The sequence below is a fragment of the Corynebacterium sp. genome (genome assembly GCF_030826625.1).
GTDB lineage: Bacteria > Actinomycetota > Actinomycetes > Mycobacteriales > Mycobacteriaceae > Corynebacterium.
On record NZ_JAPJNQ010000046.1, the window covers coordinates 1 to 19319 of the forward strand.

19 protein-coding genes are annotated in these 19319 nt (G+C 53.9%); 15 read left to right on the top strand and 4 right to left on the bottom strand.

Annotated elements, in window-relative coordinates:
- Together RCH87_RS06870 and RCH87_RS06875 are read right to left on the bottom strand one after the other, a co-directional pair.
- Positions 1–320, bottom strand: a 320-nt coding sequence (locus RCH87_RS06870) for a nicotinate-nucleotide--dimethylbenzimidazole phosphoribosyltransferase (protein WP_306515976.1), incomplete at its 3' end; no start/stop codon positions are given.
- Positions 321–409: 89 nt separating this feature from the next.
- Positions 410–1111 (bottom strand): DUF3043 domain-containing protein, encoded by a 702-nt coding sequence (locus RCH87_RS06875; RefSeq protein ID WP_306515977.1) that lies wholly within the window; start codon positions 1109–1111, stop codon positions 410–412.
- A 201-nt stretch (positions 1112–1312) separates the two neighbouring features.
- On the opposite strand from RCH87_RS06875, the gene RCH87_RS06880 reads away from it, so the two are divergent.
- Positions 1313–1657 carry an iron-sulfur cluster assembly accessory protein gene (locus RCH87_RS06880; RefSeq protein WP_306515978.1) on the top strand — a complete coding sequence of 115 codons (345 nt, stop codon included), beginning with the start codon at positions 1313–1315 and terminating at the stop codon, positions 1655–1657.
- A gap of 94 nt (positions 1658–1751) precedes the next feature.
- Here the strand turns inward: RCH87_RS06880 and asnB are convergent, their stop codons facing one another.
- The gene (gene asnB / locus RCH87_RS06885) at positions 1752–3674 is read right to left on the bottom strand and encodes an asparagine synthase (glutamine-hydrolyzing) (protein ID WP_306515979.1); all 1923 of its coding nucleotides are present in this window, start codon (positions 3672–3674) and stop codon (positions 1752–1754) included.
- A 560-nt stretch (positions 3675–4234) separates the two neighbouring features.
- Between asnB and RCH87_RS06890 the strand changes: the two genes are divergently transcribed.
- The 14 genes from RCH87_RS06890 (at position 4235) to RCH87_RS06955 (ending at position 18295) form a co-directional block, all read left to right on the top strand.
- Positions 4235–5326 (top strand): cytochrome c oxidase subunit II, encoded by a 1092-nt coding sequence (locus RCH87_RS06890; protein ID WP_306515980.1) that lies wholly within the window; start codon positions 4235–4237, stop codon positions 5324–5326.
- A 20-nt stretch (positions 5327–5346) separates the two neighbouring features.
- Complete coding sequence (locus RCH87_RS06895; protein WP_306515981.1) at positions 5347–5778, top strand: cytochrome c oxidase subunit 4; 432 nt, start codon at positions 5347–5349, stop codon at positions 5776–5778.
- Positions 5779–6300: 522 nt separating this feature from the next.
- Positions 6301–6921: a heme-copper oxidase subunit III gene (locus RCH87_RS06900; protein ID WP_306515982.1), complete on the top strand. Its 621-nt coding sequence runs from the start codon at positions 6301–6303 to the stop codon at positions 6919–6921.
- 64 nt (positions 6922–6985) lie between these two features.
- A complete protein-coding gene (locus RCH87_RS06905; RefSeq protein WP_306515983.1) occupies positions 6986–7879 on the top strand; it encodes a c-type cytochrome in 894 nt (297 codons plus the stop codon).
- Positions 7879–9099, top strand: coding sequence for a ubiquinol-cytochrome c reductase iron-sulfur subunit (locus RCH87_RS06910; protein WP_306515984.1), 1221 nt, complete (start codon positions 7879–7881; stop codon positions 9097–9099). The genes RCH87_RS06905 and RCH87_RS06910 overlap by 1 nt, the downstream gene beginning before the upstream one ends.
- Entirely contained in the window at positions 9099–10724 is a 1626-nt protein-coding gene (locus tag RCH87_RS06915; protein WP_306515985.1) for a cytochrome bc complex cytochrome b subunit, read from the top strand. The genes RCH87_RS06910 and RCH87_RS06915 overlap by 1 nt, the downstream gene beginning before the upstream one ends.
- 582 nt (positions 10725–11306) lie before the next feature.
- On the top strand, positions 11307–11918 hold the full coding sequence (locus tag RCH87_RS06920) for a C40 family peptidase (RefSeq protein WP_306515986.1): 612 nt from the start codon (positions 11307–11309) through the stop codon (positions 11916–11918).
- A gap of 92 nt (positions 11919–12010) precedes the next feature.
- Positions 12011–13048: an NlpC/P60 family protein gene (locus RCH87_RS06925; RefSeq protein ID WP_306515987.1), complete on the top strand. Its 1038-nt coding sequence runs from the start codon at positions 12011–12013 to the stop codon at positions 13046–13048.
- A 192-nt stretch (positions 13049–13240) separates the two neighbouring features.
- A complete protein-coding gene (locus RCH87_RS06930; RefSeq protein WP_306515989.1) occupies positions 13241–14194 on the top strand; it encodes an ROK family protein in 954 nt (317 codons plus the stop codon).
- A 49-nt stretch (positions 14195–14243) separates the two neighbouring features.
- Positions 14244–14984 carry a 1-acyl-sn-glycerol-3-phosphate acyltransferase gene (locus RCH87_RS06935; protein ID WP_306515997.1) on the top strand — a complete coding sequence of 247 codons (741 nt, stop codon included), beginning with the start codon at positions 14244–14246 and terminating at the stop codon, positions 14982–14984.
- Positions 14985–15014: 30 nt separating this feature from the next.
- Positions 15015–16112 (top strand): acyltransferase family protein, encoded by a 1098-nt coding sequence (locus RCH87_RS06940; RefSeq protein ID WP_306515990.1) that lies wholly within the window; start codon positions 15015–15017, stop codon positions 16110–16112.
- A 46-nt stretch (positions 16113–16158) separates the two neighbouring features.
- Positions 16159–16317, top strand: coding sequence for a hypothetical protein (locus tag RCH87_RS06945; protein WP_306515991.1), 159 nt, complete (start codon positions 16159–16161; stop codon positions 16315–16317).
- Positions 16318–16358: 41 nt separating this feature from the next.
- The gene (locus RCH87_RS06950; RefSeq protein ID WP_306515993.1) at positions 16359–16874 is read left to right on the top strand and encodes a polyadenylate-specific 3'-exoribonuclease AS; all 516 of its coding nucleotides are present in this window, start codon (positions 16359–16361) and stop codon (positions 16872–16874) included.
- Between the two features lie 32 nt (positions 16875–16906).
- On the top strand, positions 16907–18295 hold the full coding sequence (locus RCH87_RS06955; RefSeq protein WP_306515995.1) for a class II 3-deoxy-7-phosphoheptulonate synthase: 1389 nt from the start codon (positions 16907–16909) through the stop codon (positions 18293–18295).
- On the opposite strand, the gene RCH87_RS06960 is transcribed toward RCH87_RS06955, so the two are convergent.
- The coding region (locus RCH87_RS06960; protein ID WP_306515996.1) for a serine/threonine-protein kinase at positions 18292–19319 on the bottom strand (1028 nt) is incomplete at its 5' end. The two genes, RCH87_RS06955 and RCH87_RS06960, sit on opposite strands and share 4 nt — an antisense overlap.

The following is a 19319-nucleotide window of genomic DNA, read 5'->3' on the forward strand; positions in this document are numbered from 1 at the left end:
GAGTCGGCGGGAATCTGTTCTACTCGAATCCCGGCGCCGTGGTTGCGCGCCAGGGTGGCAACAGGTGCGCTTCCAGCGGCGATATCGTCGGCAGCAGTCCGGTCTGCCTCGGAGGCATTCGCCGCAAAGAAAACTACCACGCGGGGCTGGCGTACCGGCTCAGCGGGGACTTTTGCTTGGCACGCGGCCATGAATGCAGCTGCATCGGTCAATCGTCCGAAGCTGCGGCCACGTTCAGTGGATGACATCGTGGCGTAGACAGCGGCTGCTGCCTCGTCATCAATGTCCGCGGCGGGAACAACGGTGAAATCGTGCGACATCGGGGAGCAACCTCAAACTCTGTAAATTTTATGCCGGCTGGCCGGCTTGGCAGAATGGCCTGCTGGCTGGATAGCCGGAATGCGGCGAATTAAACCTTAGCGCCGCGTTCCACCTTGGGTTTTGGTGTGCGCCATTTGCGCGGTTGGGTAGCACGGGAATAAGCGTAAAAGCCCAAACGGAACCCGGCTTCGGTGGTATCTGGGAATTTATTGCGTACAGCGTTATTACAACGCTTGCCGAGGATGAATCCTTCAATCGCCAAAATCACGATGACAACCATGCCGATAAGCGAAATGATATTTGCGACATAGGGGTTAATGCCGCCGAGTAGGGTGGCACCGAGGATAATCAGCGCGATGAGCATCACCCAGTTGCTGAGGAACGCGCGCGAGTCGACCCAATCGCGTGCATAGCGACGCTCTGGACCGATATCACGGGGTAACAAGTAGCGTTCGTCGCCTGCATCCATGCGCTCTTGTTGAAGCTTGCGCTGACGCATATTTTCCTGGCGCTCTTCACGCTTATGCTCTTTCCATTCCTGCTTGGACATGGATTTCTTTAATTCTTTGCGACGTTGACGAGCTTGCGCTGGGGAAGCTCCGGCCGGGTCACGGCGCACTCCGCGTCGAATCTCTTGTTCTTTACGCGTTGGAGTGGGCTTATTCTTCTTCGGGGTGTAACCCTTAGGTAATTCTTGCTCCGCAGACTGTGCCTGCTGAGCGTCGTCGACGGGGGACTCTGCGACCTCGCTGGAGTCATTATTCTGAGAATTTTGCCACGGTAGTTTCACAACTTAACAGCGTACAACTTTCTGCGGTGCTAACAACAATAAACCTGCAACATTAATCTGGGAATATCTGCTGACGTATCAGCGTTATTGACATATGAGAAGAACTCAAAACCATTGCTAAGCGCTCCGCGGGGTTTCGACTCAGACAAAAGGCGAGTATCCTGGTTGCAAAAGACGCGTTCACCACGAAGGAGAACTATTATGACCGCCCCAACTTCGTCGACTGGCGTAATTTTGACTGCTGCTGCAGCAGAAAAAGCTAAGTCCTTGCTGGAACAGGAGGGACGCACGGACCTGGCCCTGCGCATCGCTGTGCAGCCAGGTGGCTGTGCAGGTCTGCGCTACCAGTTGTACTTCGATGATCGTGAACTCGATGGTGACAAGAGCGATGAGGTTGGCGGCATCACCCTAGTCGTCGACAAGATGTCGGTGCCTTACCTGATGGGCGCGAAGATCGATTTCGCTGACACCATTGAGCAACAGGGCTTTACCATCGATAATCCGAACGCCGGCGGCTCCTGCGCATGCGGTGATTCGTTCAACTAAACGCTTAAGCTAAGCAAGAACCCCTGAATCCCGGAAATCTCCGGGGCTCAGGGGTTTAATTCTGCGCAGGCCACACCTGGCTGCGCAGATTCACTTACAGGCGAACCGGGTAGTCACGCTGCTCGATATTCGGGTCGATGCGCTTTTCGACGAAAATTCCGTGCCAGACCATGAAGGCGAGCACCGTCCACAGTCGCCGTGAATGATCGGATTCGCCAGCCCGATGTTCTTTCAGCATTTCTAGTACTGCTTGTTTGTCGAAGATGTGATCGGTCTGCGAGGCCTTAATCTGTTCCTGTGCCCAGCCATGCAGCTCGTCGCCAGCGAGCCAGTGACGCATCGGAACCGGGAAGCCGAGCTTCTTGCGATGAAGCACGTGGGGAGGCACGATCTGCTCCATTGCTTTGCGCAACGCGTATTTCGTGGTGCCGTGGGCGATCTTCAGTTCGTGCGGGATGGTTTCCGCGACCCGGAACACTTCCTTATCCAAAAACGGCACGCGTAATTCGAGCGAGTTTGCCATGTTGATCTTGTCTGCTTTGACTAAAATATCGCCGCGCATCCAAGTGAACAGATCGAGATGCTGCATCCGGGCAACCGGATCCATGTTTTGCGATTGCGCGTAAATATCCTTGGTGACATCGCGGTGATCCCAATCTTTGCGGGCCCACGGGATCACGCGTTGCATCTGCGCGAAGTTGAACGACCTTGCGTTGCCGTAGTAGCGCTCTTCCATGGTCATCGAACCGCGTTCGAGCAGCGACTTACCTTTCATGCCCTCTGGCAATACACGGGATAAGACACCCAAGCCACGGCGAAGCCCTCCGGGAATTTTCTCGAATGGCGCGAGAGACAGCGGTTCTTTATAGATCGTGTAGCCGCCGAATAATTCGTCGGCACCTTCACCGGAGAGCACCACTTTGACGTGCTTGCGTGCTTCGGCTGCGACAAAATGCAGTGGAACCAGAGATGGGTCAGCGACCGGATCGTCCAGGTACCACATGATTTTCGGAATTGCGTCCGCATATTCTTCTGGGCTGACCACTTTCACGATGTGTTCGGCGTCAATGGCCTCGGCCGATTCCGCGGCGACATCGACTTCCGAATAACCCTCGCGTTCAAAACCGGTGGTAAACGTCAGCAGGTTCGGGTTATGACGCTTTGCCAAAGCCGCGATCGCGGTGGAATCGATACCGCCAGACAGGAATGAGCCAACCGTGACGTCGGCGCGCATGTGCTTTTCGACGGAATCTTCCAGGGCATGGGCGATGCGATCGAAAAGCTGTTGTTCTTGGCCCGCTGGCACGGCTTTCGTGCGGAAGCGTGGCCGGAAATAACGCTCGTCTTTGAGTTCGCCGCCGGGGCTAAGGGTTGCAGTGCACCCGGATTCCAGGCGCCGGATATTCTTGTGCAACGATTCCGGTTCCGGAACGTATTGTAGATCGACGTAGTGCTCGATGGCACGGCGGTCAAGATCTAAGCCTAGACCGATGGCGTCGGAAAGCTCCAGGATAGACTTTTTCTCGGAGGCGAAAACAGTGCCCGCGGGGGTAGTCGCGTAATACAACGGCTTGATTCCGAACTGATCGCGGGCGACGAACATTTGCTGGCTGTGCGTATCCCAGATGGCGATAGCGAACATTCCGCGCAAGTGCTCGACGACGGCGGGGCCCCAATGGTGAAAACCGACCACGATCGGTTCTCCGTCGCCCGAAGTATTGAAGGTATAACCAGCTTCCTGTAATTCCGCACGCAGTTCGACGTAGTTGTAGATTTCGCCATTGAAGGTCATGGCGTAGCGTTGAGGATCGCTCTCTGGGCCCCAGCGCAACGGTTGGTGGGAGTGCTCAAGATCGATAATCGACAAGCGATTGAAACCGAAGACCGCGTCGTTGTCGTTCCAGGTTCCTGCGGCATCAGGACCGCGGTGCCGCATACAAGGAAGCGCGGCTTCCATTGCCGTGACATAGGAAGCGGCATCGCCGCGGGCGCTCAACATAGCGAGAAGTCCGCACATTGAATAAATCTCCTCCAGATGATTAATTGTCAGCACCACTTTACGGGCCCTGGCATGGTAGCGGTAATTTTCGAACAGATTGAATCTCTAGAACCTTGGTACACCGACGACCGTCGTGGAGGGGAGTCGGCGACTGACGACGTCGGGCGGACGATTCGAGAATGCCGGAATTGGCTGTGACAAAGCGCGTCTCACTCGAATGGGGGAGTGCGTGTTGTTTAGGCAGTGAAGCCGTATAGGCTTATCCGATCACCTCAAAGGGAGTGAAACTTTAGGATGATATGGCGATGGATAGTTGTGAGCTGCACAACACTTAAGAATCAAGCTCTATACAGTGGTGGCGTAGAGGGGCAGTAAAACGATAGTAATAGGTGCTCATGTGCAGGATATAAACCAAAAAACATGGTGGGGGAAAATGAGGAGGCGCAGGGTGGTGACGCAAACTGGAAATATGTTCACGCAAAGCTGAAAAGACGATGACTCATTTGAGTTATGCTTCTTGAATAGGAATGCTTATAAATGTAGGCAGTCAATTGTGTGCAAAGAAAGGCAGAACACACGTGGGACAGCGTAATCAACGCAGCTTGAGCCGGAAATTAGGCCTTGGTGGCGTCTTAGGTTTCGCAACGGTCGGTTTGGCCGCTTGCGAAGTTGATCCGCCAGCTGCGGCTTCGAAATTCCTGCACATGGGTTGGCCAGAGGGTATCACCCCCGAAGCTAATGCCATGTTTAATTTCTGGATCTGGATCTGGATCCTCGCCTGGTTTATCGGCATCATTATGTGGGCACTGTTCTTGGTGGCCATTTTCCGCTGGAGCGCAAAGCGTGCCAAGAAGAACGGCCGTGGTGAATTCCCACGTCAGCTGCAGTACAACGTACCTGTCGAGCTGGTGCTAACGATTATTCCGGTCGTTATTGTGATGGCCCTGTTCTTCTTTACCGTGCAGGTACAGCAGAAAGTTGTCGCCAACGATAAAGATCCAGAGGTTGCGGTTGATGTCACCGCATTCCAGTGGAACTGGAAGTTCGGTTATGCCGAGGTTGGTGGTAACTTCACCCCAGATGGACAGGATTATGACGGTGAAGATGAAGAGCGCACCGCTATTGCTGAGCAGTCCAAGCACGATCCAGAAGAATTGGATAACGCAAACCCAATTCACGGTCGCTCCGTGGGTGACAACTCTTACCTGAACTACAACGAGATTGAAACGCTGGGTACTACGGACGAAATCCCGGTATTGGTTCTGCCTACCAACACCGCAATCGAATTCCGTCTTGCATCTGGTGACGTATCCCACGGCTTCTGGGTTCCGGAGTTCTTGTTCAAGCGCGACGTATATTCAAACCCTGAAAACAATCAGCAGGAACGTGCATTCCAAATTGAGGAAATTCAGGAAGAGGGCGCTTTTGTTGGACGCTGTACTGAAATGTGCGGCACCTACCACGCGATGATGAACTTTGAGATCCGTGCAGTTTCGCCAGAAGCATTCGCTGACTACATGGCTTTCCGTATCGCAAACCCTGATGCTCCGAACTCGGAAGCATTGGCTGCGATCGGCGAAGCTCCTTACGCGACCTCGACCAAGCCATTCAATTCCGCTCGTGAAACCGCCGACGGCGATAACGTAGTGGACCCTAACACCGCTCTGTAAAGCCAAAGGAGAACACAGACATGCGCGCTAGTGCGAAACTGTTTTACGCAATCGCCATCTTCCTCGGCATCTCGGGAGTGGTCTATGTCTTCGGTACCGTATGGATCGAAGATGACGCTTGGAAGCATAGCTACGACTGGGCTGGTGGCCTTCCGCTGATCCTGGCATCACTGATGGCAATCATGCTGGGCGTGTACTTGCACCTTACGGAATCCCGTGCTGACGTACTGCCTGAAGATTGGGAGGAAGCTGAAATCGCAGACTCTGCTGGAGTTCTTGGCTTCTTCTCCCCGGGCTCCATGTGGCCATTCTGGATGTCTATTGCAATCTTCGTCTTTGGTCTTGGCGTCATCTTCCTGTACTACTGGCTGATTCTCGTCGGCGGAATCATGCTCATTTGGGCATGTACCATGCTGAGCTTGCAATACGGCTTGCCAAAAGAAAAGCACTAAAATCAGTTGTTGATTGAAATCCCCTGGGCTTCCATTAATGTGGAAGACCAGGGGATTTCGTATTAGCAAAGTCTGTTTTAGAAGAAGCTTCTATAGGCGAAACGCTCGCAGGCGGGATGAACCCTGGAATAAAGTCATGTGACGAAAAAATCTGCTAGTTCCATGCTTTTTGATCATGCGTAAGATGGCGCAATTTTAGGGGCATACTAAAGTTGTAAAGCGGTCAGAACCCAATGATTTTCGGTGTGAGTTGAGACACAAACGCACTGATAGAGGGAAGTCTAATACCCCCGATTTGAGTAATTGCACGCGTTGCGAACTAATTTGCCGAACAATGCGATCCTGTTTTTATCTATGTTGACCTGCTGATTGAGTTAGTCGTAAAACAATCCAAAAAGTTCCCGAAAATTCTTCGATATTTTAGTTACCCCCGTTTGGTGGACGTCAAGAATAGGGCCTCAACGTGACCTGGGAAAAGGGTTAAGAAACAAGATGAAATTAAAGAGGGGAAGGGGCATACTAATGAACGTGACGAGCGCAGTAACTAACCCAGGAATGACAGCACCACAGCGTGTCGTGTCGCTGAACCGCCCAAATATGGTCAGCGTCGGCACGATTGTGTTCCTGTCTCAAGAATTGATGTTCTTTGCCGGACTGTTCGCGATGTGGTTCACATCGCGCGCTAACGGACAGGCAGGGGACTGGAGTGAGCAGACCGAGCACCTCAATGTGGTCTACGGTTTGATCATTACGGCCATCCTGATTACGTCGTCGGTTACATCTCAGTTCGGTGTATTCGCGGCCGAAAAAGGTGACGTATTTAAGCTTCGGCTTTGGTACTCAGTCACCATCGCCCTGGGCGTTGTGTTCTTGGGCATGGTCGCTTTCGAGTACTACGAGATGATTCACCATGGCGTAACCATTCAGGCAAGTGTCTTCGGTTCGGTGTTCTATATCATCACCGGATTCCACATGCTGCACGTTACGGCAGGCCTGATTGCATTTGGTGTCGTCTTGGCCAGGATCTGGAAGTCGAAATTCACCCCAGCCCAGGCAACTGCAGCGATGGCCGTGTCTTATTACTGGCACTTCGTTGACGTCATCTGGATTGGCGTTTTCATCGTTATTTATCTCGTTCAGTAGGCCGTAGCTCGCCGTAACACGGTCTACAGCCCTTCACTTTCCGTTCACGACAAATTTAAGGGAAATGATGGATTCCAACCCGAACACAGAGCCGCAGCAGGAAGCCCCTGCCGCAGGCAAAGCGAGCGCATCGCGCCGCAAACGCAAGCTGCGCCGGACGCTCGCCGGTGCCGCTGCACTGTCAGTGGGTCTTACTGGAGCAGGCATTCTTGCAAGCGCTCTTACCCCTGACGCTCAAGTCGCTACGGCTCAGCGCGATGATCAAGCCCTGATTCAAGAAGGCAAAGACATCTACGAAGTAGCTTGCATTACCTGTCACGGTGCAAACCTGCAGGGAGTGCCAGACCGCGGACCTTCACTCATCGGTGTGGGCCAGGGCTCTGTTTACTTCCAGGTTCACTCTGGACGTATGCCGATGATGTCGAATGACGCGCAGGCTGAACGCAAGACTCCGCGTTACACCGAACAGCAAACTCTCGCATTGGCTGCATATGTTGCTGCTAACGGCGGGGGGCCAGATCTGGTCTACAACGAAGACGGAACTATCGCAATGGAGGAACTTCGTGGTTCTTCCTACGATGGTCAGATTCATCCAGAAGACGTGGCTCGCGGCTCCGAGCTATTCCGAATGAACTGTGCTTCCTGCCATAACTTCACTGGTCGGGGCGGAGCGTTGTCTTCCGGTAAATATGCACCGCCGTTAGATCCTGCGAATGAACAGGAAATCTACCAGGCGATGTTGACCGGCCCGCAGAACATGCCGAAGTTCTCGGAGCGCCAGCTGACTCACGATGAGAAAGCTGACATCATCGCATTCATCAAAGATGCGAAAGAATCGCCATCTTCCGGTGGTTGGTCTGTAGGTGGCCTTGGCCCAGTGGCTGAAGGCCTTGCCATGTGGATCATTGGTATCACTGCTCTGGTTGGTGCAGCTATGTGGATTGGATCGCGTACCTAATGTCGAACGAGAAAAAGAACTACACGGAACAAGATCTCCGGGGAATGAGTCAGGACGAACTGGCTCAACTTGGTACCGAACTTGACGAAGTTACCGTTGCGTACCGCAAGGAACGCTTTCCTGTAGAGAACGACCCAGCTGAGAAGCGCGCCTCTATTTCTGTAGGCATCTTCTTCGCTGTAGCGATTGTTGCGGCGATTGCATTCCTTGCCGTCTACCTCTTCTGGCCATGGGAATACCGTGGTCACGGCGACGCAGGGCAGTACATTCATGCGGCATACACACCGCTGCTCGGGCTTACCTCGGGTATTGCAATCCTTGCGCTCGGCATTGGCGTCGTCATGATTGTCAAGAAGATGGTTCCGGAAGAAATTGCTGTTCAGAACCGCCACGACGGTCCATCGGACGAAATCGACCGCCAGACCGTTACCGCCTTGCTCAATGACGCTTGGCAAACCTCGACTCTGGGGCGCCGTAAGGCATTGCAAGGATTGCTTGGCGGTGCCGGTATCCTCGCAGGGTTGGTGGTTATTGCCCCATTGGGTGGCGCAATCCGCAACCCATGGACTGTCCGCCATGAAGTGAACTACAACGGCGACGGTACTTTGTGGACTTCTGGTTGGACCCTTCACGATAAAGGCGTCAAGCTTTACCTTGCCCGTGACACGGGCGCTATTGCCGAGTACCACGAAGGCCAGTCTGGCAATCACTGGGAGACGCAAGGTGTAACGCGCTTGGTTCGCGTTCGTCCAGAAGATCTTTCGGCCGCGGCCATGGAGACTGTCTTCCCGTTGGCAGAAGACGATGTCAATGATGGTGATCGCTATGATCCACAGCGTGACGTCTATGAAAACCACATGCACTCTATTCACGGGCCACGGAACGCCGTGATGCTGATTCGTCTGCGTCACGACGACGCAAAAGCCGTCGTAGAGCGTGAGAACCAAGAAGACTTCCACTACGGCGACTACTATGCCTACTCGAAGATTTGTACGCACGTCGGTTGCCCAACTTCGCTTTTCGAAGCACAGACCAACCGTATCCTGTGCCCGTGCCACCAGTCGCAGTTCGATGCAATGCAATATGCAAAGCCAGTTTTCGGTCCTGCGGCCCGCGCGTTGCCACAGTTGCCCATCACCGTTGACGAAGAGGGTTACCTCATCGCCCGCGGAAACTTCATCGAGCCAGTTGGCCCGGCTTTCTGGGAGCGTGAATCCTAATGAGCAATAAACTTGGACAAATAGCCGATAACGTTGATTCGCGCTACACCATCTCTGGGATGGTGCGCACCCAGATCAACAAGGTTTTCCCAACTCACTGGTCATTCATGCTTGGTGAGATTGCCCTGTACAGCTTTATCATTCTGCTGTTGACCGGCGTATACCTCACCTTGTTCTTTGACCCTTCTATCACCAAAGTGATTTACGACGGTGGGTATCTGCCGTTGAATGGCGTGGAAATGTCTCGTGCTTACGCAACAGCACTTGATATTTCGTTCGAAGTACGCGGTGGACTTTTCGTTCGTCAGATGCACCACTGGGCTGCATTGATGTTCATGATGTCGATGGTCGCGCACATGCTGCGTGTATTCTTCACCGGCGCTTTCCGTCGCCCGCGTGAAGCGAACTGGATCATCGGCTGCGCATTGATCCTGCTCGGTATGGTCGAAGGCTTCATGGGGTACTCCTTGCCTGATGACCTGCTTTCCGGTGTGGGTCTCCGCATCATGTCTGCCATCATTCTCGGTGTACCTATCTTGGGTACCTGGATCCACTGGGCAATTTTCGACGGTGACTTCCCATCCGAGCTGATGCTGGATCGTTTCTACATCTTGCACGTCTTGATCATTCCAGGAATTATCCTGGCTTTGATTGCAGCTCACTTGATGCTTGTCTGGTACCAAAAACACACCCAGCTTCCTGGACCAGGACGTACCGAGAACAACGTCGTAGGCGTTCGTATCATGCCAGTCTTCGCCACTAAGGCGATTGGTATGGGGCTTATTGTCGCTGGCGTTCTTGCCCTGATGGCAGGTTTGTTAACCATCAACGGTTTCTGGACTATCGGCCCTTACAACCCGTCGCAGGTCTCGGCGGGTTCGCAGCCTGACGTTTACATGCTGTGGACGGACGGTGTTGCCCGTATTATGCCGGCTTGGGAGCTCTACATCGGCGGCTATACCATCCCATCCGCCTTCTGGGTTGCCTTGATGTGTGGCGTGATGGTCGTGCTGATGTTCGCTTACCCATTCTTGGAAAAGAAGGCGACCGGCGACGACGCACACCACAACTTGTTGCAACGTCCACGTGACGTCCCAGCACGTACCGCCATCGGTGCAATGGCTATCGCTTTCTTCCTGCTCGTCACGATTTCTGGTGGTAACGACCACGTCGCACACTTCTTCAACATCTCGTTGAATGCGATGACTTGGTTCGGCCGTATTGGTCTCGTGGTTTTGCCAGCACTCGTCTACTTCTTGACCTACCGGATCTGCGTGTCGTTGCAACGTTCCGACCGAGAGGTTCTCGAGCATGGCATCGAAACCGGTACCATTAAGCAACTGCCAAATGGTGCGTTCATCGAGGTTCACCAGCCACTTGGCCCTGTGGACGAGCATGGCCACCCTATTCCTCTGGAATATGCGGGTGCTGCTGTACCGAAGCGACTTAACCAGCTTGGTTACGCGGACCAGAACTCCGCAGGTGTCTTTAGTCCAGATCCTGAAGATATCGCAGCCCGTAAACGCAAGATTGAGCACGACAATCACGCGGAAGAAGCAGAGATGCTTCGCCGCCTCAATGAGGCAAATCGCGAAGCAGACCGCCGCAAAGGCCATCTAGACTAATATCTAGACTCACCTTTAATCGCCTCACGTCGGTTCTCTGGGATAGATCCCAGAACCTAGCTAGTGCCCCGTCCTAGAAAAAACTAGGACGGGGCTTTCGTGTTCTCATTCAGCGTCTTCTTTTCATTACTGACAGGGCGCTAGAACACCGTAAACAATGTGTTATCCGAGTGTCCCGTGGGCAGTATGAAGTCCACTTAGGGTCGATGTGTGGGAAATCACTTTAAACGATTTGCCTAGGAGTATCGAGGATTTTGAGTGTTTGTTCGTTGTTCATTAATCGCCTGCGTGAATTAGCTTTAGGTCGCTCACCTGCACGTTTGCGGTTGCGCGGCTGCGCTGCCCCTAGGTTCTGGGCCAAAGTTGTTTTTGTGACTTTATTGCAACAGCAAGATAACAAGTAGATAACTTCTGTAATTATGCTTGTCGATTCGACAACGTTTGTTGTCATTTCGTAACCTATTTGAGACATTACGTCGCGGCCGTACTTCAATATTTTTGCAGAAGCTGCCAAAGAATGAGGATCGGCTACGGCGACTACGAAACTGTAGTGTATACCCAGTAGGATTTGGAGAAGATTTCGTGGCTAAACACCGTAAGCAGAACATGTCCGGCAAGCGTCGCGTAGCTGCAGCCTCCGCTGCAGTTATTGGATCAACCGTGATGGCGCCAGGCATGGCCTCAGCTGCAGAATTCACTGTGCCAAACACTAACTTCACTGTTGACGTTCCTGGAATCGAGAATATCCCAGGTGCTCAAGATGTGCTAAACCAGATCCCTGGCTACGTCCAGCCACACGCTCCGGCTCCGCAGGCTAACCCTGTTCATGCGGCGCACAATGCTATTGCTTCTAAAGGGCAGCGCATTGTTGATGCTGCGCGTTCCGCAATTGGTAGCCCATACGCCTGGGGTGCAGCTGGTCCGGGTTCGTTTGACTGCTCCGGTCTTACTAGCTGGGCATACCAGCAGGCTGGCATCAACATCCCGCGTACCTCACAAGCCCAGGCGGCCGGTGGAACTCGTGTTTCTCTCGACGCTCTGCAGCCGGGTGACATTATCGCCTACTACGGTGGCGCTTCCCACGTCGGTATCTACACCGGGCATGGCACCATCATCGATGCTCTAAACGCTGGCAGCCCAGTGGGTGAGCGTCCCTTGCACTTCCAGCCGATCCATTCGGCAGTGCGCTTCTAAAAACTTTTTAGGCAGGACTAGCCAAATAGCTATGTAGGGCGCTAGTATTGCCGTTGGTTTCATTGCTTCACCCAGAAAGTTGTCCTCCTCGCATGTCATCAATTGCTTTCCGGTCGCGCCAGCGTATTCTAGCTTTCGCTACTGCTAGTGCCGTTGTACTTGGAGGCGCTGCCTTCATCCCAGCCTTCGCTTCAGCGGACGACGTAGATGTCGTCAAAGAGCAAGTTCAGGAAACTGGTTTTGAACTCTCACGTAAGCATGAAGAGCTCAAGAACCTGGAAGCCGAACTCGAAGAACGTGCTCACCGCGTTGAGAACCTTGGAGCTTTGACTGAGGAGGCCGGAGCTAAGGCTGCGCAGGCAGCTGAAGCACGCGTCAAACTGCAGCAGACGGTAGATCAGATCGCGAAAGCTCAGTACACCGGCACAGCACTGGATAAGACGACTTCTGTCATTGCTTCTGGTAGCCCACAGGAAATGATTGACCGCCAATCATTTATGGGTGTGCTCTCGCGCGATGCGGAACAAGAAGTGGAACGGTTGCAGCGTGAGGTTAAAGATTCAGCGCGCGGAGCCAGCAAAGCTAACGCAGCATTGCAGGAAGCAATTTTCCACAAAACTGATCTTGAGCTCCAGCGTGCGAAGCTTCAAGCTGAGCGTGACGCCCTGGAATCCAAGATTGCTGAACTTGAAGCACGTGTTGATTCTTTGAGCGAAGAGGAGCGCAATGCTCTGGCCGGTGGTAACCCGGTTGACCTTGCCGCTGCCGGTGAGGCTCTCGCTAGCATTGCCGGTTCTGGCGCCTCTGGTGCTGCGCTTACGCGTGTTGGAATGCCGTATAGCTGGGGCGCGGCAGGCCCTAGCTCTTTTGACTGCTCTGGCCTTATGCACTGGGCTTTCCAGCAGCAGGGTAAGAACATTCCGCGTACTTCGCAAGCACAACTTGCCGGTGGCACCCGGGTTTCTTTGAACGCATTAGAGCCTGGTGACATCATTGGCTATTATCCAGGCACCACTCACGTCGGAATGTATATTGGTGACGGAAAAGTCGTCCATGCTTCAACCTACGGCGTGCCTGTCCAGGTAGTTCCATTCGATTCCATGCCAATCACCGGCGCGGCCCGTTACTAAAACAGACAGTACTTAGCGCTAGCTTTCGTAGGCACTTCTCCCGCATCCTTCAGGGTGCGGGTTTTTGTTTTGCCTAGACCAAGTACCTTCGTGCATTTAGCGCGCTTGTATCTTCATCGCGATGTCTGGTCGGCATCAAGCGTGCTTTGCTAGCGGTGCTGCACCAAAGCGATGGAGTATAGTAGCAACGTTATGTCTATTGCCCCCAACGCCTTAACCATTGGCGTGGACATCGGCGGTACGAATATGCGTGCCGCAGTCGTCGATGTTCACGGCCAAATCCTCGACCGCGCAGCGACGCTGACGCCAAATTCCGAAGACGTGCTCGTCGACAAGCTGGTTGCTCTCGTCAATACCTTGCGCGATCGCCACGAGATCGAGGCTGTGGGGCTTGCTGTCGCGGGGTTTCTTGACCCAGAATGCACGACTGTACGTTTCGCTCCACATTTGCCCTGGCGTAATGCGCCTGTGCGAGAGATCATGACTAAACGGTTGGGTATCCCAGTGCGGCTAGAACACGATGCTAATTCGGCTGCATGGGGCGAATACGTCTTCGGGCAGGCTCGTGAAGCCAACACGTGGGTGTATTTTTCCGTTGGAACCGGAATAGGTGCAACGATCATGCATCGTGGTGAGATTTTTCGTGGATCCTATGGCACGGCTCCGGAATTTGGGCACGTCACGGTTGTGCCCAACGGGCGGCAGTGCTCATGTGGAAAGCGTGGTTGTCTGGAGCGCTATGCCTCGGGCACGGCCCTGGCAGATACCGTTTTAGAGCTTGCCGACGAACGCCCGGAGTATCGACAGAGCTCTTTGCTGCATAATGCGTGCACCGGCGAGGAGATCATGAGGGCTGCTCGTGAAGGTGATGTGCTGGGGCAGGCGGTAGTTGAAGATTTTGCCCAGTGGCTAGGCCTTGGCCTGTCATTCGTCGCGGATGTCATTGACCCCGAGTTGATTGTGTTAGGTGGCGGGGTAGTGGGTAATCATGATTTGTTTTTACCGACTGCGCATTCGGTGATGTCCGAATCGATGGTGGCTGCCAAGCATCGTCCGCACCCGCAGGTTTCGATTGCGAAACTAGGTTCTGCGGCGGGTATGGTTGGAGTGGCCCACTTATCACGATATTCTGAAGATTCTGCATAAAAGCTAGGAAGGCTGGTTGCGAGCTGTGGCGAAAGCAAACCCTCAAGGGATGAACAACGGCTGGTACCATTTTTTTAAATACATTCTGATCGGCCCATGGCTGCGCTTGTGGAACCGTCCTTTTACTGAAGGCTTGCACTATGTGCCGAAGCGGGGCGCGGCGTTGTTGGTCTCGAATCATCAGGCGGTTATGGATTCTTTCTATTTGCCGCTCGTGTGCCCGCGACAGTTAACCTTCCCGGCCAAAAAAGAATATTTCATCGCCCCCGGCCTTGTCGGTGCGATTCAGCGTTTTTTCTTCACGTCTGTTGGCCAGGTGCCCATTGATCGTAAGTCGAAGGGTGCTGGCGATGCTTTGATCGATACCGCCCGCGAGGTATTCGCCCGCGACGACATTATGGGTATCTACCCGGAAGGAACGCGCAGCCCCGACGGTCGGGTATATCGAGGGCGTACCGGCATGGCGCGCATCGCCATGTCTACCGGTGTTGAGGTCATTCCCGTCGCGATGCTTAATACAGCCAAGGCTAACCCAATTGGCTCGTGGATTCCGCGCCCTGCGAAAGTTGGTGTGCGTTTCGGCGAACCGATTTCTCCGCGTCAATGGGCACAGGATCGAGGCCTCGACGTTGATGACCACGCCACGATGCGTGCGTTTACCGACTACGTGATGAAGGAACTTGCCAGCCTCACGGAGACTGAATACGTGGACCACTATGCCTCTGAAATAAAGGATTCATTGGCCGCCGGTAATGGATATCCGGAAGGTACCGAGCCGCGGCACGGATAAGCGGGCTCACGCAAAGATAGCAGGAAAATCGTGGCTCAGCAGAGACTGAAGTGGCCCGATATCGCCCGCGGGATTTCAATTCTGGGCGTGATAGTCCTGCATACCTCTCTTGCTATCCCTGAGGCACGGGAAACCTGGCTTTCACAGGCAAATGAGTTTCTCGACCCCTTGCGGATGCCATTGTTTTTCTTGGTCAGTGGGTTGTTTTCCGCAAAAGTTTTTCGTTACAGCTTTGCCGAATTATTTAAATATCGGTTATGGTTTTTGCTCATTCCTTACTTGATTTGGGTGCCACTTGAACTAGCGGCATACCAGGTCGTGTTGAAGAATGATTATGACGCCGCGTGGCCACCAGCAAGTTATTTCTTAAACAACGTGATCACGGGTGCAACCATGATCTGGTTTCTGTACGCGCTGGTGCTTTTCAACATCGTGCTTTGGTGCCTGCGGCGATTGCCAGGTTGGCTGGCGGTAACAGCGTCGTTTGCGCTTCCCGCGCTATTGCTTCCATTCCATGAACATTGGCACATGATCGCCAAATCAGTTGTTTATCTGCCGGTATTCGTTTTCTCTGCTTATTTCTCGACGCAGGTCCACAGGTTCACTGCGCATGCACGGCGTCTCCCAGTGATCATCGGTTCATTCGCCGCCTACCTCGTTGCCTATTTCGGCGTCCACGTCTGGAATAGCTCTCGTGATGATTCAGTGTATTGGCACGGGCCCGGAGAGATCAGATTTGGTGAGTTCGAGTTAGATCTGGGTATTCGAGTGCTGCAACACGTGTTTTCACTGCCAGCAGCGCTTGTGCTATCGGTTCTGTTAACGCTGTTGCCCAGTGTGAGCTCGGTTTTGCTGAAGCTTGGTCGCAATACGCTACCGCTGTACGTGGGCCATCATTTCGGCATCATGGCGATGTTCCATTATCAACGCATTTGGGTGGTCGATGTGGAGCTCGACGCTATTAGCCGGTTCGGGCATTTCCCGTTTGAAAACACGCTTTTCTGGGGATTCTGCGCGATTTTGGGTGCCTTGGCGGTGGGCGCAATCCTGAAATATCTCACCCGCATCCCGCGGTTGCGGTGGTTATTGTATCCGCCCCCGTTGTCGGCATTGTCGCGCCGCGAGTAATATCGTTGCCGAATGCGCAGCACGCTAACCAAGAAAGAAGCCTGTCGTGGATAAACTCACCATTTTCCGGCTAGTTGCGGTCACGCTCACCATCATTGCTTATGTGGTTCTGGCCTCGATTGGTGTCGATGCCACTGTCGTTGGCCCAATTTCTGTGGTGCTGATTCTGCTGCTGTTGTTTGTACCGTTGCGCCGCCGTCGTTAAGCAGTTCGTCGAACTGGACCGAGGAAGAAAGCAAACCATTCGTGCGCTATTTTTATGACACCGAATTCATTGAAGACGGCAACACTATTGAGTTGGTCTCCATAGGGATCGTTTCCGAGCGAGGCGAGGAATACTATGCTGTATCCACGGACTTTGACCCGCAAAGGGCAAATCCCTGGGTGCGGAAAAATGTTTTGAGCAAGCTCCCGCCACGCACGTCGCATCTGTGGAAGTCGAATGCGCAGATCCGTCGTGAAGTGCTGCAATTTATCACTGCCGAAGGACGCCCGGATCTGTGGGCGTGGGTCGGTGCTTATGACCACGTGGTGCTAGTGCAGCTGTGGGGTGATATGAGTGGGCTGCCGCAAAGAATCCCGCGGTTCACCCATGAGTTGAAGCAATTATGGGAGCTGGTCGGTCGGCCGAAATTGCCTGAGGTGCCGAGGGGCAATCATGATGCGCTTGTTGATGCGCGGCACAACCTAGAGAAATTCAAGGTGTGTCAAAAGCTCGCGGGGCTGGATCGTGAGAACCGAGCGCAAAGAATTATATCGTAGCTGTTTTTATTCGAGTCTGCTTTAATGGAAGTGTGAGTTGGACAGTAGATATTCCCAAAGACGCACTCCCTGATCTTCCGCCTTTGCCGGAGGGAATTCGTGAGCGATTTGAAGACGTAATCGCGCGTCCAGCTGATCAGCAGCCGACGTGGGATCAAACGCAGGCGGATAACGTCCGCAAGATCTTAGAGTCGGTCCCGCCGATCGTATTGCCGCCGGAGATTTATCGACTCAAGTCGCAGTTGGCACAGGTTGCTAACGGCGAAGCCTTTTTGCTGCAAGGTGGCGACTGTGCAGAAACTTTCGAAACCAACACCGAGCCGCATATTCGGGGCAATATTAAGACCCTGCTGCAGATGGCGGTGGTACTGACTTACGGTGCGTCGACGCCGGTGGTCAAACTCGCTCGTATTGCTGGCCAATACGCGAAGCCACGTTCGGCAGACCGTGATGCAAACGGTTTGCTTAATTATCGTGGCGACATCGTCAATGGGGTGGAGCCGACAGAAGAAGCGCGTAGGCATGATCCTGCCCGCATGATTCGCGCGTACGCCAACTCCTCGGCAGCGATGAATCTGGTGCGTTCGTTGACCTCATCTGGGACGGCGGATCTGCATCGGCTGAATGAGTGGAACCGTGAATTCGTGGCGACCTCCTCGGCTGGTGCCCGTTACCAGGCCCTGGCGAATGAGATCTCTCGCGGCTTGCGTTTTATGGATGCCTGCGGCGTCAAAGACGAGGTACTGAAAACCGCAGATATTTACTGCTCGCACGAAGCTCTGCTCGTAGATTACGAACGCGGCATGCTGCGTCTGGGCACTGACGAAAACGACGAAACCAAGCTCTACGATTTGTCGGCACACCAGGTGTGGATCGGTGAGCGTACGCGTGGTCTGGATGATTTCCACGTCAACTTCTGTGCGCTGATCGCCAACCCAATCGGACTGAAGATTGGTCCGTCGATCACCCCAGAAGAAGCCGTGGCTTATGCCGAGAAGCTGGATCCGAACAAGGAGCCAGGACGGCTGACGTTTGTTGCCCGCATGGGCTACGACAAAGTCCGAACCGTACTACCCGGCGTGATCAAAGCGGTCGAAGAAGCTGGACACAAAGTCGTTTGGCAGTCGGATCCGATGCACGGCAACACGTTCACTTCTTCCAATGGCTACAAAACCCGGCACTTCGACAAGATCATCGACGAAGTACAAGGCTTTTTTGAGGTTCACCGCGCGCTGGGTACCCACCCCGGTGGAATCCACATTGAGCTGACTGGTGAAGACGTCACTGAATGCTTGGGTGGTGCAGAAGATATCACCGACGTTGATCTGCCTGGTCGTTATGAATCCAAGGTGGATCCGCGGTTGAACACCCGACAATCTTTGGAACTGGCCTTCTTGGTTGCGGAGATGTTGCGCAACTAGCGCCAGAGTTGCGGCATGTAGCCGTAACCGCCGGAGCCAAACCACCAGCTTGCCACGGCCACCGCGCTGACGGCGAGAGCCATGAGCATAACCACCAGCAAGAGTTTCATCACGGAGCGATTGCTGAGTGGTTTTTCTTTTGGCGCCGGGCTTGTTGATGCCGGCGGCTGCGGGGGAGCAACGTCAGCGCCCGGCGCAAGCGCGGTTTCGTCGTCTAACCCTTTAGTTTCGTTGAGCTCACCGATAGCGTTCGAGTTCTCGTCGATGCCAGGCTCATCGGGTGGCAGCTGGGCAGTGGCCTCAGGCAGCGGTGACTCCGCGAACGGGGTTTCTATCGCAGCCCGGTGCGCAGCTGCATTCTCAGGCACAGGCACAGCAACGTGCGGTAGGCGCAGTTCATTGGCGACGTCGTCAAGCGCATCCAGGAATTCTCGTGCATCGCGGAAACGCTCTGCGGGGTTGCGGGTGGTAGCAGATGCAACCAGCGCATCGAATAATGGCGGTACTCCGTCGATCAGATCCGATGGTGCGGGCACGTCATTGTGCAACCGTGCCAGAGCACGGCCTAGCGAAGTCTCACCGACGAAGGGAACTTTGCCGGTTAACAGCTCAAATAACACGATGCCTGCTGAATAGACGTCCGTTGCTGGGGTAATTTGTGTGCCGTCGACTTGCTCTGGCGAGATATACGAAACCGTGCCGACGATCTGATTTGATGTCTTCTGCGGGTTATTCATCGCTCGCACCAACCCGAAATCGGCGAGTTTGATACTGCCATCGGCGTCGATAAGCACATTATGCGGTTTAATATCGCGGTGAACCAGCCCGTTATCGTGGGCAACAGACAAGCCTTGTAGCACTGAGCGCAGCATCATTGTGGCCGTGGCTGGATCGAGCGGGCCGGATTCTGCTAGCAATTCGCCCAAGGTACCGCCGGTAATCAACTCGGTGATTAAAAAGATGTGCTCGCCGGTGGAGGAAAAATCGTAAACGCTCAACACATTGGGGTGGCGCAGCTGCGCCA